The sequence below is a fragment of the Pseudoalteromonas sp. S1610 genome, assembly GCF_005887465.1.
GTDB classification, from domain to species: domain Bacteria; phylum Pseudomonadota; class Gammaproteobacteria; order Enterobacterales; family Alteromonadaceae; genus Pseudoalteromonas; species Pseudoalteromonas undina.
This window is the reverse complement of record NZ_PNDI01000006.1, coordinates 19,330-36,615: the sequence shown is the minus strand read 5'-3', so window position 1 is coordinate 36,615 and position 17,286 is coordinate 19,330. Positions and strand designations below refer to the sequence as shown.

Annotated in this window: 12 protein-coding genes; 10 read left to right on the top strand and 2 right to left on the bottom strand. The window is 40.8% G+C overall.

Going from position 1 to position 17,286, the window contains the following annotated elements; all coding sequences use genetic code 11:
- Positions 1-69: 69 nt before the first annotated feature.
- The 5 genes from CWB77_RS03585 (at position 70) to CWB77_RS03565 (ending at position 7,385) form a co-directional block, all read left to right on the top strand.
- Positions 70-1,800: a sensor histidine kinase gene (locus CWB77_RS03585; protein ID WP_138621410.1), complete on the top strand. Its 1,731-nt coding sequence runs from the start codon at positions 70-72 to the stop codon at positions 1,798-1,800.
- The gene (locus CWB77_RS03580; RefSeq protein ID WP_036954930.1) at positions 1,793-3,160 is read left to right on the top strand and encodes a sigma-54-dependent transcriptional regulator; all 1,368 of its coding nucleotides are present in this window, start codon (positions 1,793-1,795) and stop codon (positions 3,158-3,160) included. The genes CWB77_RS03585 and CWB77_RS03580 overlap by 8 nt, the downstream gene beginning before the upstream one ends.
- 174 nt (positions 3,161-3,334) lie before the next feature.
- Entirely contained in the window at positions 3,335-4,291 is a 957-nt protein-coding gene (locus CWB77_RS03575) for a porin (protein ID WP_138621408.1), read from the top strand.
- Between the two features lie 11 nt (positions 4,292-4,302).
- Positions 4,303-5,778 (top strand): SLC13 family permease, encoded by a 1,476-nt coding sequence (locus CWB77_RS03570; protein WP_138621406.1) that lies wholly within the window; start codon positions 4,303-4,305, stop codon positions 5,776-5,778.
- 188 nt (positions 5,779-5,966) lie between these two features.
- Positions 5,967-7,385 (top strand): coniferyl aldehyde dehydrogenase, encoded by a 1,419-nt coding sequence (locus CWB77_RS03565; RefSeq protein ID WP_138621403.1) that lies wholly within the window; start codon positions 5,967-5,969, stop codon positions 7,383-7,385.
- Positions 7,386-7,453: 68 nt separating this feature from the next.
- On the opposite strand, the gene CWB77_RS03560 is transcribed toward CWB77_RS03565, so the two are convergent.
- Positions 7,454-8,179 carry a tetratricopeptide repeat protein gene (locus CWB77_RS03560; protein WP_010389004.1) on the bottom strand — a complete coding sequence of 242 codons (726 nt, stop codon included), beginning with the start codon at positions 8,177-8,179 and terminating at the stop codon, positions 7,454-7,456.
- A 311-nt stretch (positions 8,180-8,490) separates the two neighbouring features.
- Here CWB77_RS03560 and CWB77_RS03555 point away from each other — a divergent pair, with 311 nt between their 5' ends.
- Together CWB77_RS03555 and CWB77_RS03550 are read left to right on the top strand one after the other, a co-directional pair.
- Positions 8,491-9,354 carry a DUF6279 family lipoprotein gene (locus CWB77_RS03555; RefSeq protein ID WP_138621401.1) on the top strand — a complete coding sequence of 288 codons (864 nt, stop codon included), beginning with the start codon at positions 8,491-8,493 and terminating at the stop codon, positions 9,352-9,354.
- A 109-nt stretch (positions 9,355-9,463) separates the two neighbouring features.
- Positions 9,464-10,477, top strand: coding sequence for a GGDEF domain-containing protein (locus CWB77_RS03550; protein WP_138621399.1), 1,014 nt, complete (start codon positions 9,464-9,466; stop codon positions 10,475-10,477).
- A gap of 12 nt (positions 10,478-10,489) precedes the next feature.
- Here the strand turns inward: CWB77_RS03550 and CWB77_RS03545 are convergent, their stop codons facing one another.
- Positions 10,490-11,428, bottom strand: a complete 939-nt coding sequence (locus tag CWB77_RS03545; protein WP_010389001.1) for a LysR family transcriptional regulator — start codon at positions 11,426-11,428, stop codon at positions 10,490-10,492.
- A 117-nt stretch (positions 11,429-11,545) separates the two neighbouring features.
- Between CWB77_RS03545 and CWB77_RS03540 the strand changes: the two genes are divergently transcribed.
- From CWB77_RS03540 to CWB77_RS03530, 3 genes are read left to right on the top strand one after another with little or no spacing between them, the layout of a single operon-like run.
- Positions 11,546-12,715 carry an efflux RND transporter periplasmic adaptor subunit gene (locus CWB77_RS03540; RefSeq protein WP_138621397.1) on the top strand — a complete coding sequence of 390 codons (1,170 nt, stop codon included), beginning with the start codon at positions 11,546-11,548 and terminating at the stop codon, positions 12,713-12,715.
- Between the two features lie 9 nt (positions 12,716-12,724).
- Positions 12,725-15,874 (top strand): efflux RND transporter permease subunit, encoded by a 3,150-nt coding sequence (locus tag CWB77_RS03535; protein WP_054201232.1) that lies wholly within the window; start codon positions 12,725-12,727, stop codon positions 15,872-15,874.
- Entirely contained in the window at positions 15,867-17,276 is a 1,410-nt protein-coding gene (locus tag CWB77_RS03530) for a TolC family protein (RefSeq protein WP_138621395.1), read from the top strand. Before CWB77_RS03535 ends, CWB77_RS03530 begins: the two co-directional genes overlap by 8 nt.
- Positions 17,277-17,286 lie beyond the last annotated feature (10 nt).

Below are 17,286 nucleotides of genomic sequence, written 5' to 3'. Positions count from 1 at the left end.
GCAAAGACCTATAAATCGATACAATAGTGGCTATTACTTATTATTGGCACCTTGGTGTCATAGGCGTTTATGTTCTCCATCCCTAAAAAAATTATTTTTGCTTGTATTCTGTTAGTGCTGTTATTAGTGGTTACATTTTCATTTGGCCGTGCTTATGATTTAGGCCAAGCTAAAATTCAAGCTGACCAACAGGTCATTCAATTAAATAATTATATTGATAATGAACTCGCGCGCTTTGCAGCTATTCCTCAGCTCCTTACCGAAAATAATTTATTGATTCGTTTTACTAATAATGAATCACAACACTTCAATGCAATTAATAATTACTTGGCTGATATTCAACAAGCCAGCGGTGCCTCAGATGTATACATACTAGATACTCATGGCGACGTTATTGCCAGTAGCAACTGGCAAACCGATTATACGTTTTTAGGGAGCAACTTTGCATTTCGGCCTTACTTTAAACAAGCTTTTGCCGGAGAAAAGGTCGCCTACTTTGCTCTTGGACAACGCTCGAAAGAACGCGGAATATACTTCTCGCAGGCTATTTACCAAGATGGCAAAGCCATTGGCGTTGTGGCACTAAAAATTAATGTCGCTAAATTTGAAAACGATCGTTCGTTATTAAATACTTCAAAAGGCAGTCATTTTTATTTGCAGCTTGCGGATAAAGTTATTGCTATGTCAGATGAGCCAGCATGGCGTTTAAACACGTTTACAGAGCTTGATATTACTACACGCCGCGATATTAAACAGCGCCGTGCTTACTTAGATCATCAACCGTTACAAATAAAGCAGCAGCGCTACAAAAGTCAGGGCATTGAGCAATTTAAAATTGCTAAAGATCAATATGTTGCCGCTTCAAGACCACTGACACACCTAAATGCAACGATGACGGTATTGGTTGATATTTCAAGCATAAATGCATTACAGGTGCCCAGATTGTTATGGCTTGTGTTGTTTTATTGGGTATTTATTTTTGTCGGATATAGCTTATTGGCACGCTTTGCCGGATATAAAAAATTACTGTACTCGCGTCACAGTTTAGAACTTGAAGTATTAGAGCGCACCCAAGCGCTTGAAAAAGCGCAAACAGCACTAGTACAGTCGGCAAAATTAGCCACAATAGGGCAACTAAGTGCGGGTATTAATCATGAAATTAACCAGCCACTGAGCGCCATGAACACTTATTTGGCAAGCGCTAAAATTTTCCTCAAAAAGGGGAAACTCAATGCATTAAGTGAAAATTTAATTATTATTGAGAATTTAGTAGAGCGGGTGCATAAAATAGTGGCGCAGCTTAAACACTTTAGTAAGCCGGCGACAATGCAATTGCGACCACATCCACTGTCGGCGTTATTAAACAATGCGTTGATGATCACCCACCCGCAACTTAAACAAGACGATGTGAACGTCAGTGCTCCGCAGTTTTCGCAAGAGATCACGGTGTGGGTTGATGCATTAAAATTTGAACAAGTACTGGTTAATGTGATCACCAATGCGTCACAAGCAATGAAAGGTGAGCCTAAACGAGAGCTTAGTTTCGATGTTGAGTGTTTTGAGGAGCGCGTTAAGCTTTCTATTTTAGATAGTGGTCCAGGTATTGAACACCATGTGCTGGGATCTATTTTTGAACCCTTTTACAGTACCAAGTCAAGTAATGGTTTAGGGCTGGGCTTATCAATATCAAAGCAAATTATTGATTCATTTAATGGTTACTTAACGGCGCACAATCGTCCTCAAGGCGGTGCACAGTTTATTATTAGTTTATCAAGCATAGAGGCCCCAAAAAATGATTGAAGCCGTTGTTTGTAAGCAAGTGGTTGTTATTGATGATGAGGCGATGATCCGTGATTCGTTAAATCAGCTTTTAACCCTCGAAGGGTATGAGGTGCAGTGCTTTAGTGATGCGAGTATTGCTTTAAGCCGTTTAAGTCGCAATTTTTATGGCGTTGTCCTCAGTGATATAAATATGCCAACTATGGATGGTTTAACTTTTATTGAGCAGGTAAAAGCATTTGACAGTGAACTTCCGGTAATATTTTTAACAGGTTATGCCGATGTTTCTGTAGCGGTTAGAGCAATGCAATTAGGTGCTTATGATCTATTTGAAAAACCCCTGAACGAAAATTTATTAGATTGCATTGCTAGGGCCTCAGACAAACGTGCTTTAGTTATGGAAAACAGAGCTCTGAAGCGTGCGGTTGAAAAGACCTCTGCGCCCGGTGTGCGCATTTTAGGAGAGACCCTTAAAATGCAGCACATGATGAACTTACTCAACACAGTGATTGATACACCCGCAGATGTATTAATTGAAGGTGAAACTGGTACAGGTAAAGAATTGGTTGCCCGTTATTTACACGATCATAGTAACCGTTCCAGCTGTCAGTTTGTGGCTATTAACTGTGGTGCGGTGCCTGAGCAACTAATAGAAAGTGAATTGTTTGGTGCTGTTAGTGGTGCATATACCGGCGCAACACAAGATCGCAAAGGCAAGTTTGAGTTTGCACAAGGCGGCACGGTTTTTTTAGATGAAATTGAAAGCACTCCCTTGTCACTACAAGTTAAATTACTACGGGTGCTTGAAGAGCGAAAAGTTACTCCCGTTGGTGCAAATAAAGCCATTGACCTTGATATTCGTATTGTTGCGGCCACTAAGGTCGATTTACTTTCGTTGGTAGAAAAAGGTGAGTTTAGAGCCGATTTATACTATCGATTGAGTTTAGTTAAAGTCAGCATTCCCGCGTTAAGAGATAGAAAAGCCGATATTCCTTTGTTGTTTAAGCACTTTAGCTCTATTGCGGCCACTCGTTTTCATAAACCTTTAGGTGCGCTTAATATTGAGTTACAACAGCGCCTACTTGCGCATGATTGGCCAGGTAATGTTCGTGAATTAAGAAACCAGGCTGAACGAGCGGTACTACTTGGCCCCGATCTGGCTTTTGCACAGAGTGACTCAAGCAGTAGTGGCTCGTCGTTATCATTGGACTTAAGCCTTGCAGAAAAGGTCAGCTTTTATGAACAGTCTTTAATTGAAGAAGCCTTAGAGCTTAATCATGGCAGTATTAAAGACACCATGGCAACGTTGCAAATCGCGCGCAAAACCCTCTACGATAAAATGAGTAAATATAACCTTAATCGAGATATGTTTACCGATTAGTGGGTGGAAATGGTGATAGTAGGTATTTAAAGTGTGTGGAAATCCGCACATTTTAAAGCTTTTTATCATGGTTTTGTTTTTTAAGTCACTGAAATTTATTGTTATTATCCAGTTGGTCATGTTCTTGCTCTACAGTTGTAGACAACAAGTAACATCACATAATTAGGATACATAATGAAAAATAATCTATTCCAAGGTTCAGGACTTGCTGCGTTATGCAGTGCTGCCACACTACCTGTAACAGCGTTTGCTGCAGATTACACTGTGTATGGTAAAGCCGAAGTACAAATTGCCAACACCGATACTGGCATGATGCGTTATGCAGATGAAGGCACACAAATAGATGCCCCTTTTTCGCGTATTGGTATTAAAGGGGACCATAAATTAAATGAGTATTTTACTGCCGTATTTAAATACGAGGTTCAAGTAAAAGGTTTTGAACACGACGATACCAATGAGCCTTTTGCAGCACGTAATACTTACCTTGGCCTAAAAGGTGCGTTTGGTGAAGTGGTCGTAGGGCGAAACGACACGCGTTTTAAATACTCTGAAGGCAAGCTTGATAACTTTAACGAAACCCAAGCAGATATTTCACAAGTTATTGCCGGACAAGACCGATTAGGCGACACCATTACTTATACCTCTAAATACTGGCACAATGCACAGTTTTCATTTACCTATGCGCCAAAAGATGACAACAAAGATAATGAAGCTGGATTTGCGGCAACCCTGATTTATGGTGACCGTAGTTTAAATAAAACACCTTACTCTATTTCAATAAGCCATGTTGACTCACTTAATAACATTAAAGCAAGCCGTATCGCAGGTGTATATAAATTTGAAAAGCTAAAATTAGGTGCGTTATACCAACATTCAGAATCTATTGATGGTACTAAATCAGGGAATGGTTATGTGTTAAGTGCAAGTTACAAGCTCGATAAATGGGTTCCTAAAGTACAATTTGCAAAAGATGATTCAAAACTACGTCAAGCATCAGACGCTACTCAGTGGACTACCGGTGTAGACTACATCTTTGACAAGCAAACTACCGCTTACCTTTTATATACTGACCTCGACCTAGAAGAGAATGCTGATAGTAGTGTTGCGCTTGGTCTTAAATATAAATTTTAAAGGCTGTTAATATGACAAAACGTATTTTAGAAAATAACGCCAATAAAAAGCCGTTTATGCAATGGCTGTTATTATTACTTGGTCCGTGTGTAATGTTACTGACTTGTTTAGCTGAGCCGCCGGTAGGAATGTCGGCCGCCGCATTTAAAACTGCAGGCTTAGCATTTTGGATGGCATCGTGGTGGGTAAGTGAAGTTGTGCCCATTCCTGCTACTGCACTACTTCCGTTAGTGATTTCACCTATCGTAGATATAGCGGCTATAAAAAGTGTTGCAGCTCCTTATGCGCATCCGCTGATCTTTTTATTTTTAGGCGGCTTTTTAATCTCAATTGCTATGGAGCGTTGGGGGTTACACAAGCGTATTGCATTAAGAACTATGCTTTATGCAGGTAAAAAACCAAGCTTACAAATTTTAGCCATGATGTTAGTGACTGCATTTTTATCAATGTGGATGTCTAATACCGCTACCGCAGTAATGATGTTGCCTATTGCCTTATCTATCACTCATTTAGTTAAAAGCTCAGATCCTAGTAATGAGGGGTTTGGTAAAGCACTTTTACTATCTATTGCTTATGGTGCGAGTATTGGTGGTATTGCTACTTTAATTGGTACTCCACCGAATGCATTAATGGCTGCATACCTATCAGATAGCTACCAGATTGAAATTGGCTTTGCCCAATGGATGATAGTTGGTGTGCCATTAGCACTTGGCATGTTAATCATCAGCTGGATTTGGCTAACTAAGTTTACCTACAAAGTTGATGCGAATGTACAAGCAAACAAGCGAATTGATACTAAGGCGGTATTTTCTTCTCAGCTAAAAGAATTAGGTGAAATGCAACGTGCTGAAAAGGGCGTGTTGTTTGTATTTGCGTTTGCAGCTGTTTGTTGGATATTCAGACCATTACTAGGCGATGTAACCGGCCTTAAAATTTCAGATACGGGTATTGCTATTGCAGCGGCATTATTATTATTTGTACTACCTGCAAATAAAGGCAGTGATGAGCGAATTTTAGATTGGGAAAGTGCAGCAAAAGTACCTTGGGGTGTGTTGCTTTTATTTGGGGGTGGCTTGACGCTAGCCTCGCAAATTAAATCATCTGGATTAGCCGATTACATTGCCAACATGATTGAGGGTGCCAGTGCAATTCCTTTAGTTATGAGCATTCTTGTGGTGGTGGCACTCATTACTTTCTTAACGGAAATTACCAGTAATACGGCAACAGCCGCAGGCTTTTTACCCTTACTAGGCCCAGTTGCTGAGTCAATAACTGGCAGCCCGTTAGTGTGGGTTATTCCAGCTGCGATTGCATGTAGTTGTGCATTTATGATGCCAGTAGCCACACCACCCAATGCGATTGTGTTTGGCTCGGGCGAAATTAAAATGAAAGACATGATCCGTGCTGGCTTTGTGTTAAATATTGTCGCTATAGTTTTAATTACCTTAGTAACAATGACCATAGCAGCCCAGGTTTTTGGCTTTTAATAACCCACTTTAATCAACTAACAAAACAGATAACCGATGCACATAAAAGCTGTGCATCGGTATGAGTTCCAACCAACCTTATGAGTGTTTTTGCAACGCTTTTCATTATGTTGCAAAATCACTCTTTATTGCTCGTGTAACAGATCAAGGTTATAGTCTTGAAAACGTTATAAATCGAGTAGCCTATTTTGACCACTGATACATTATCTACAGGGACTTTGCGTTCACAATTTAATGAACTAAAGCACTCTTTTGAAGACACCCCTTACTTACCCATTGAGCAACGCCTTGCTTTACTCAAGCAAGTACGCGCTAACATTGTAACGCTAGAGCAAGACTTAATTGCTGCAGTATCTAAAGATTTTGGTTACCGAACGGCCTTTGATACCTTAGTAGGTGATATTTTGCCCACCATGCAGGGGCTTGCACATATTATTAAAAAGTTACCTCGCTGGTCTAAGCCTAGTCATCGCAGCGCGGGGTTAAGCTTATGGCCCTCAAAAGTAAGTGTAACCTATCAGCCTATTGGCGTGGTGGGTGTGATTGCACCGTGGAACTATCCTATTCAATTGGCATTGGTACCGGTCATCACCGCGATTGCAGCGGGCAACAGGGTTATGCTAAAGCTCAGTGAATTTACGCCTAATACCAATGCGGTTCTTGAAAAAATATTTATAGGTGAATTAAGCCAACACTGCACCATTATTCAAGGTGGCAGCGAGGTGGCGAGTGAGTTTTCATCATTACCCTTTGCACATTTATTATTTACTGGCTCAACAGCGGTCGGTAAGTTGGTCATGGGCGCAGCGAGTAAAAATTTAACACCAGTCACTTTAGAACTAGGCGGAAAATCGCCAGTCATTGTGTTAGAAAAAGCAGACGCAAATAAAGCCGCACGTGCTCTATTATTTGGCAAAATGGCCAATGCAGGGCAAATATGTGTGGCTCCTGACTACGTATTTGTTCCTAAAGCACTAGAACATCAGTTTATTAAAGCTTTGTGCACACTTTATAAAAAGCACTTTAAGCAAGGTGTTGAAGGGAAAAACCTGACCTCTATTATTAGTCCAGCTCATTATCAACGTCTGCTAGGTTATTTAGAACAAGCACAACAACAAGGCGCTAAAATAACAAAGCCACTTGAGCAAAATCAACAAGATGCTGAAAAACACCGGATGGGTCTGCATATTGTGACGCATGTCACCGACGAGATGCAATTAATGCAAGAAGAGTTATTTGGGCCTATTTTACCGATTATGAGTTATGACAAATTAGATGATGCGCTTAATTATATTCGACTACGCCATCATCCATTAGCGGTCTATATTTTGGGCCAAGACAAGCAAGCGCAACAGTACATTATTAAGCAAACACTTAGCGGAACCGTTGCCGTTAACGATACATTAATACAAGTAGCTGCCGATGATGTACCATTTGGCGGGGTGGGTCATTCAGGAATGGGGCATTATCATGCTAAAGAAGGCTTTTTAACCTTTAGCCATGCAAAAAATACCTTAGTATCAGGCTCGTTTAATCCGCGTATAGGTTTATTACTTAAACAAAATAAATTACTGATCAAAGTGCTAAAGTGGCTTTATGTAAAATAGCCTGTAGTACTTAAAATAAAAAAGCTGAATGAATCACTTCATTCAGCTTTTTTAGTTATTCTTTTGGCTTAAAACATTCGCCCTTCACCCGCATAAGTACCCGCTAAAATTTTATTATAAATAGCATCGGCTTTTTCTTTAGCCTCAGCGACTTCCTTAGGGAGCATAGTGCGTTCATCAAGTTTACGACTGTGACTAGCTTGCATATTACCGTTATACTCAGCAATGGTATTCCACACATACGACATTTCAAGGTTTTTTGGCATTCCTAAGCCTTCGAAATACATCAGTGCTAAATTAAATTGTGCAAGAGTGTAATTATTTGCGGCTGCTTTTTCATACCATGTTCTGGCGGCTTTATAATCTTGGCTCACGCCATCGCCGTTGGCGTACATTACCCCTAAATTATACTGTGCAGCAGGAAGGTTTTTATTGGCTGCTTTCTCAAATAAGCTAATAGCCATTTGTTTGTCTAACTTTACGCCATTGCCTTCGTCATACAATACTGCAAGTGCAAACATCGAATCTACATGATTCTTTTTAACTGCTTGTTGATAAAGCTCTGCAGCTTTGTAGTAGTCGCGAGTAACTCCATGTCCGCCCTCGTACAACTTACCTAGTTCGTAAATACCTGGGGCATAGCCTTTGTCTGCAAGGTAATTAAACTCTTTTAGTGCTTCCTCAAATTGCCCTGCGTTTGCAGCTATTATGCCTTCCTCAAGCCCTGCATAAGCATAAGGTGTAGCAAGTATAATACCCGCAAAGAACATTGCTTTTAAATTAGACTGTGACATATGCATGTCTCCAAATTAGTTATCGTTGTTGGTAAGCATCATAACGATTAATCATTTACTTCTTACTCGAGTAGCTAATAAATTATGAGCTAAATCAATAACGCCAACGTTTATAAATTAGATATACAAACGTATTAACAAGTAGCTTTAACTATAGCTCAAAAATTCTAAACTTAAGCACATAGCTATGATATAAATTGCGTTAGCTTGCGATTCTATAGAAAAATGAAAAAAATAAAAGCAAGCAGTAGCTTACATAATTACTTATGATGATTTTTGGCAACCAAAGCATCATACAACGGGGTCTTTTCATGTTAAATAATTTAAAAAATATAAAACTAGGCAAAATTATTTTTATAACCAGTTTGTTATTTATTACCAGCTGTTCAACGACATTTGCCTATAACAACCTAGGTTGGTTATCGTCATTTTGGATAGATGATTACGTTGATCTTAATAAAAGCCAATCTAAGCAGTTAAAAGCGATTATTAACGACACCCGAGATTGGCATCGTGAAGTTGAATTACCAAAATATAAAGCCGATTTACTCGACCTAAGACAATTGCTAAACAATGAAGCCGATACTGCGCAGTTGATGGATAAAATAACCCAAGTGAAGCAGCATTGGCGAAACTTGCTGTTGCATACTAGTGACCCTTTAATTGAGTTAGCGCTGACCTTAACCCCATCACAGCGAAGTGAAATGGTAGAAAATATTCGCGAGCAAATTAATGATGAAATCCAAGAGCACGCTTCATTAACTAAAGAGGAGCACCAACAACAACGCTTAGAGAGGCAACTAGATTACTACAAGCAGTGGCTTGGCAAACTCACTTCTGAGCAGCAAACGCTCATATCACAAGCCAATAGTGGGCATATCTCTACCAGTGATTTATGGTACGACTATAAACTAACGCGTTTAGCCGCACTTGAAGCCCTTTTTAGCCAGCAAACACTTAGCGAGGCAGAGTTTACCCAGCAATTACACACCATTATCACTGAGCGTGAGCAATATATGAGTAATGAGCTGCTTGAGCAAAATGAACAAAATTTAAAAGCTTATGCGCATTTGCTACTCAAGTTAAATAAAACGCTGAGCGTTAAACAGTTAGCGCATGTTGACGAAGAATTTGCTGATTTAGTGGGTACTGTTAATGACTTGCTTACAGATTGAGGTTGTTTTCTAGTTCTTTTTACTTGTTTTTACTGGCTTATTTAGCTGAAAATTGTGATTTTTGCATTTCAGGGGTATTATAAGCCATCAAAAATCTTTTAAGTTATCCATGGATATAGCTGCTCTTAATAGTACAAAAACGCTACGCAAGCACGTTCTTAAATGGATGTGTATTTGCTTTGGTTTTTTGTCGTTGGTGTTTGCCGGTTTTAATTTATCAGTAAATAATTTACACCTTGTTGGTGGTCTCGAAGTCGGCTTTTCCTTATTATGCTTGTATATTTTTAAGCACTCACAAAAACACTACCCTAAGCGCTGGCATGCCATTATCATGTGTTTAGCCATCTCTTTAATTGTGTTGTGCGGCACTTACTTAGCCCCTCTTAAAAACGGTCTGTTTTTATGGACATTTATTTTGCCTATTCTTTATTACTTACTAATTGGTAGGCGTTATGGGTTAATTTTGTCTTCGGCATTACTTGTTTTGCAGTTGATGGTGTTATCTCAAAAACTGCCACATTCATCGTTTTCAGCTTTTAACATAGGACTTAACTTATTATTCGTATACATAAGCATATGGGCCATATCTCATGTTTTTGAAGGTAATAGAGCTGATTTTTCGAAACGTTTAAAAAATTTAGCGTTACTCGATCCCCTAACCGGTGCTGGTAATCGTTTATCAATGAACCACTATTTTGAAGTAGAGCTCAGAGATAAATCTCAACTTTACTTATTTTTACTCGATTTAGACTACTTTAAACAAATTAATGATCAGTATGGGCACGAGGTGGGCGATAAAGTGTTGGTTGAGCTAGCAACATTATTGCGTGTCACTTTTGCTAAAGGGTATGTATTTAGAGTGGGAGGTGAAGAGTTTTCCCTAATGAGCAACTTTGATAGCCCGCAAGCAGCCTTAGCAGTGGCAGAAAAGTTAAGACTCGCAATACAAAATAAGCACATCATTGCCAATGGTGAAACCATTAAGTTAACCGCTAGTATAGGCGTTGTTCAATACCAGCAACAAAGCCTTAGTGAACTAATAGACTTGGCTGATAAACAACTTTATAAAGCCAAAGAAACTGGCCGCAACGAGGTCTGTACTGATATTTTAGTGCATGGTTAAGTTTAGTGCGGCTTAATACATTTGTTCAAAATCAGGAATACTGTTTTCCCAAATCGGTTTTTCTTTACCAATATATTCACGTACAGCATCAAAAAATAACCGGGTTCTTACCGGTAAATCACGATGTGGGTATACTGCATACATGGCACTGTGTTCCATTAATTTTAGATCCGTTAATAAAGGCACCAGTTGTCCATCAATCACTTCTTTATCCAATATAAACGCGGGAGCTAAAACGTAAGTGGTTCCAGAGAGTGTTTTCATTAACAGTGCTTCAGCATCATTGGCTCTAAATACACTTTTAATTTTTTGTTCGCATTGTTCACCCAGATGGTTGTAGTAACTTACTCCATCAACTCGCAGTGAACTACTTGCGTAACTAGCGGCGGGTAATTGTGCTAAATCAGTTATGTTTTTCGGCATTCCATAGGTTTCGATAAATGCAGGGGAAGCTAAAAGTAATAAACGATTACGCGCAATCTTTCGAGCAATCAAAGAGGAGTCTTTTGGCTCACCCACTCTAAATGCTAAATCAAATCCTTCTGAGACAATATCGACAAGCCGATCATCTAAACGAAGTTCTACTTCCACTTGCGGAAAGCGCTTTTGGAAATCATTGATCACTGGTTGTAAATAACGCCGACCAATTAAAGTCGATGAGGTAATTTTTAATACGCCACGAGGTTCTAAGTGATAATTCTCTGCCATACGCAGGGTATCGCCGAGTAGGCTTCGCAACTCGTCCGCTTTTTTTATCATTTCAGCGCCTGCTGCGGTAAGTGAAAACGAGCGGGTGGTTCGATTTAATAGCCTCACGCCTAGCTCATCTTCTAAACGACTAATTTGTTTAGAGATCACGGAACGATCAATGTTGCGTATTTCAGCAGCTTTAGCAAATGATCCCTGCTCAACCACTTCAAGCAGCATTAAGAGTCGGCTTGTTGTATCCATTATTGCACCACTGTGTCACTTTGATGCCATTTTGGCACTAATGAATTTAAAAATCTATTGTTTTTGTCAACAAGTATGTTCCGTATTATGTATCGCCTAATTAACAGGAGCGTCGTTATGAACAAACACTTAGTTGCTACAGCCTTATCTGTTGCATTAATTACTCTGACCGGTTGTGCTGAAGAAAGCACAGCGCAATCAGCACCCGCACAACAATATCAAGCTATTGATGTAGCCCAAGTCCTGGTCAAGCCTGTACAAAGTTGGCATACCTATACAACGCGCTTAGAGTCACCGCAAAAAGTGGCATTAATGCCGCGTGTATCAGGCATTATTGAGCAAATTGAATTTAAAGAAGGGGATGCTGTTAAACAAGGTGATGTGTTATTTCGCCTTGATGATCGTTCATTTAGAGCCACGGTAGCTAGTTTACAAGCTCAGGTTAAAAGTGCACAAGCGGCTCTTGAACAAGCAAAAAGCGAAGCATCACGTGCAGTGCGCCTAACTGAGCGTAAAGCAATTTCTACAGAACAAGCGCAAGCTCGTACCTCAACGTTACGTCAACGTGAAGCACAACTTGCTGCACTTAAAGCGCAGCTTAAAGCCGCAGAACTTGATTTAGAGTTTACCTCTGTGGTTTCACCTATTGATGGAATTATCTCTCGCGCAAACATCACTAAAGGTAACAACATCCTTGCCGGGCAAAGCGTGCTCACTTCAATTGTTTCAAATGACAAAATGTATGCTTACTTTGATGTCGATGAACGTACTTGGAACAATGCATTTGATGATGTTACTGCATCAAGCAAGCAACCTGTTGTTATGCAAAAAGTAGGGCAGAGTGATTTTAATTACAACGGCCACATCAACTTTATAGATAACCAAATTAATGCTTCTACTGGCACATTACGTGTACGAGCGGTATTTGAAGATCGTAGTAACGAGTTACGCTCAGGCTCTTTTGCACGGATTAAATTGGCTGCCAATGCAGTACGCGAAACCGTCATTATTCCAGATAGGGCTATTGGTACTGATTTAAAAAATCGTTTTGTTCTTACCGTGGGCGAAAATAATGTACTGCAATATAAATTGGTTACTGTAGGTGAGCGCTATGGCGCATTACGTGCCATTACCTCTGGCCTTGAACAGGGTGATGTGATTGCCGTGAATGGGCCAGCTCGCGTAGGGCCTGGCATGCCAATATCACCAAATAAAGTGACAATTAATACCCAAGGTGTGGCATTTACACTCACTGCTAACCCTGCCGATTTAGTTGCTAAGCAATAAGGTTATTAAATGAAATTTTCACACTTTTTTATCCAGCGACCGATTTTTGCGGCCATGCTGTCGCTGATTATTTTGATTGCAGGTGGCATTTCTTTATTTCAGCTGCCAGTCAGTGAATACCCAGAAGTTGTGCCACCCACAGTGGTAGTGACAGCCAGTTATCCGGGCGCAAACCCAACGGTTATTGCACAAACAGTGGCAACACCGCTTGAACAAGAAATAAACGGCACTGAAAACATGCTATATATGTTTTCACAAGCGACCAGTGACGGGCGCATGACTTTAACCGTAACATTTGCCTTAGGGACGGATTTAGACCGTGCTCAAGTACAGGTGCAAAACCGAGTAAATAGTGCATTACCGAGGTTACCACAAGAGGTACAGCGTTTAGGGGTAGTTGCTGAAAAGTCATCACCCGATTTAACCATGGTGGTGCATTTATATTCACCACAGAATAGCCATGATACGGCGTATTTATCAAATTATGCCGATTTAAACATTAAAGATGAAATAGCGCGTTTACCTGGCGTGGGTGATATTCAGTTATTTGGCGGTGGTAAATATGCTATGCGTGTGTGGTTAAATCCAGATGCATTAGCAGCACGTGAGCTTACAGCAACCGATGTTGTGGCTGCTTTGCGCTCGCAAAATCAGCAAGTTGCAGCGGGTAGCTTAGGTGCTCAACCAATCTCTAACGATAGCCAATTTCAAATTTTATTAAACGTGAAAGGCCGCCTAAATAGTATTGAAGAATTTAAGCAGGTCATTATTAAAGTCGGTGAGCAAGGGCAACTTACGCGTTTGTCAGATGTGGCGCGTGTTGACTTAGGCCAAGACTCGTACTCACTGCGTGCTGAACTTGATAATCAACCCGCATTGGCAATGCCAATATTTCAACGCCCGGGTTCAAATGCCATTGAGCTTTCAGATCAGGTCCGTGAAACCATGGCACGTTTATCGAAAGACTTTCCTGAAGGTGTTGAATACGACATTGTTTATGATCCAACGGTATTTGTTCGTGGCTCTATTGATGCGGTAATAGCGACATTGCTTGAAGCAATCGCATTGGTTGTTATTGTAGTCATTGTATTTTTACAAACGTGGCGCGCATCTATTATTCCGCTTATAGCTGTGCCAGTTTCACTCATTGGTACTTTTGCTGTAATGCAGTGGCTTGGTGTTTCTATTAATACCTTATCGCTATTTGGTTTAGTACTGGCTATAGGTATTGTGGTTGATGATGCGATTGTAGTGGTCGAAAATGTTGAGCGAAATATAGAAAACGGCTTATCGCCGCTTGAAGCAACACGCGTTGCAATGACAGAGGTAACCGGTCCAATTATTGCCATTGCATTGGTATTGTGTGCGGTATTTATTCCAACGGCCTTTATTACTGGACTTTCTGGACAGTTTTATAAGCAATTTGCTTTAACCATAACTATTTCAACAGTTATTTCAGCGTTTAACTCACTGACATTGTCACCGGCGCTAGCAGCCTTATTGTTAAAATCGCACGACGCAAAACCAGATGCGTTTACCCGCTTATTAGATAAATTATTTGGTCGCTGGTTATTTAAGCCATTTAACCGACTGTTTAACCGTGGTGCAACAGGGTATGAAAAGCTAGTACAAAAACTTATTCGTATGAGCGTGGTGGTAATGGTTGCCTATGTTGCTTTAGTTGGCGGCACGATTAAGCTGTTTGACGCAGTCCCTGGTGGCTTTATACCACAGCAAGATAAGCAATACTTAGTTGCCATTGCGCAGCTACCAGATGCAGCAAGCTTAGACAGAACCGAAGCGGTAGTAAAACAAATGCAGCAAATAGCGCTCGAGGTACCTGGGGTTGCAAACACCGTGGCGTTTCCAGGTCTATCTGTAAATGGGTTTACTAATAGCCCTAACAGCGGCATTGTGTTTACACCACTGGCGCCTTTTGCAGAGCGTACCGATCCGAGTATGTCAGCTTCGGCTATTGCGGCGCAGTTAAACCAACGTTTTGCGGCAATTGATGAAGCGTTTGTGGCTGTATTTCCGCCCCCGCCAATTCAAGGCTTAGGCACTACAGGTGGCTTTAAACTGCAAATTGAAGATAGAGCAAACAAAGGCTTTGAAGCATTATTTAATAGCTTGCAATCAGTGATTGCTGCGGCGCAAAAAGATCCGGCGTTAATGGGGCTGTATTCAAGCTTTAGAATTCAAGTACCGCAAATGGATATTGATATTGACCGCGAACAAGCACTTATCCAAGGTATTGCGCTTGATGAAGTATTTAACTCATTGCAGATTTATTTAGGCTCAGTGTATGTAAACGACTTTAATATGTTTGGTCGTACCTACCAAGTAAATGCTCAAGCAGATGCTGAATTTAGGGTAGACCCAGAGCAAATACTAAACCTAAAAGTACGTAATCGTGCAGGTAATATGGTGCCACTAGGCTCAGTGCTTACGGTAACGCCAACTATAGGCCCTGATCGTGTTATGCACTACAACGGTTACCCAAGTGCTGAACTTAACGGCAGCCCAGCGCCAGGTTACAGCTCAGACCAAGCGCAAACAGCGATTGAAAATGTATTGGCGAAAACGCTACCTACTGGTATTGAATATGAGTGGACTGAGGTAACGTATCAGCAAGTACTTGCCGGCAATACTATGGTGTACGTGTTCCCACTGGTGGTATTGCTTGTGTTTATGGTACTGGCTGCACAGTATGAAAGCCTACGTTTACCATTGGCCATTATTTTAATTGTACCTATGACTATATTCTCTGCGTTATTAGGGGTGTGGTTTGTAGGCTCAGACAACAATATATTTACCCAAATAGCGTTAATTGTACTGGTGGCACTGGCCTCTAAAAACGCCATTTTAATGGTGGAATTTGCCAAAGATAAACACGACACTGGATTATCGCACCTTGAGGCTATGTTGGCAGCGTGTCGCATGCGTTTACGTCCTATTTTAATGACCTCAATTGCCTTTACCGCGGGTGTTATTCCGTTAGTGTTGGCAACTGGTGCCGGTGCTGAAATGCGTCATGCAATGGGTAACGCAGTATTCTCAGGTATGATTGGTGTGACTGTATTTGGGCTATTATTTACGCCAGTGTTTTACATGCTGGTGGTAAAAAAGCAGCGCGCTGAGGAGTCTTCAAATGACTAAATTACATTTAAACAAATTTAAAATGCCGGCATTTTTAGGCTCAGTGTTATCGATTGCAGTGTTATCTGGCTGTGCGAGCAAAATAGATACAGCAGCTGAGCAACAACAAGTAAACGAGTTTGTTGCCCAAGCAATATCAGCAGAACAGTATGTTGGTGAAGATGAGCAAAACTGGTGGTACAAGTTAGGTTCAGCGCAATTAAACCAGCTTGTTAGTAACGCATTAGCTAATAACTACGACTTACAAACGAGTCAGTTAGTGCTTAAAAGTGCGTTGGCACGTATTGGTGAACAACAAGCACAATACTTACCGCAAGGCGGTGTTGAGGTTGGAGCTAAACGAAGTGGACTAGGCGATACCAATAGCCGACAATCAAGTGCAAATGTTGCACTTGACTGGCAGCTCGACTTATTTGGTCGAATAACTGCACTCGTTGATGCCGCAAATTCACAAGCTATGAGCCAAGCAGAGCAAGTTAGGCTATTACAAATTGAAGTTGTGTCATCTGTGGTTAAAGGGTTTGCCAGCTATCAGGGCAACCTGCAAAAGCAACAAATTATTGAAATGCAAATAGAAGCACTTGAACAAAGCATTCAAGTGCTGCAGGCGCAAGTAGATGAAGGTGTGGCAAATGAGCTTGATTTAAACCGCACCATGGCGCAACTTAGGCAGCAACAAGCGCTCATTCCGGCGATTGAATATGCTAAGTTTCGTGACTTATCTTCGCTGGCGGTATTAAGTGCACAACCAACGCAATCACTGAGTATTAAAGATGAACGTGCTGTATTGAGCAAGGCATTTCAAGTGTCACTAGCAAAGCCAAATCAAGCGATTGCACTGCGGCCCGATATTAGCCGAGCATTATATGACTTTAGCCAAGCAAATAGTTTAAGTGTGGCAGCCAGTAAAGCTCTATTACCCGATATCAGCTTAAGTGGTTTTGCAGGCGTGCTAAGTTTGGGCAGTAATGGTTTTAGCGACACCCAGCAGCAGTGGCAAGTTGCACCACAAGTACAATGGTCTTTATTGAGTTATCCTGCGTTGTTGGCTCAGCGTGATGCGCAGCAGTTTTTAAGTCAAGCTGCTTATACTGACTATCAACAAGTGGTGTTAAAAGCGATTAACGAGAGTGAACTTTCATTGCAATACTTGGTCAATCAAGCACAGCAATCGCGTTTTGCTGAGCAGCGGTATCAGTTTGCTAATAATGCATTTTTACAAGCACAAGCAATGTATGAAGAAGGGCAAATTCCTTACTTAGAGTTGTTAGATGCACGTCAGGATGTTTTAATAGCACAAGAAAATGCTGTTGATTCAACTATTTCATCGTTACTGGCTAAGGTAAATGCTTACCAGTCATTTAATGGACGATGGAGTTACGCGTTAAGTAATACTAACTAGTAGAGTTTTT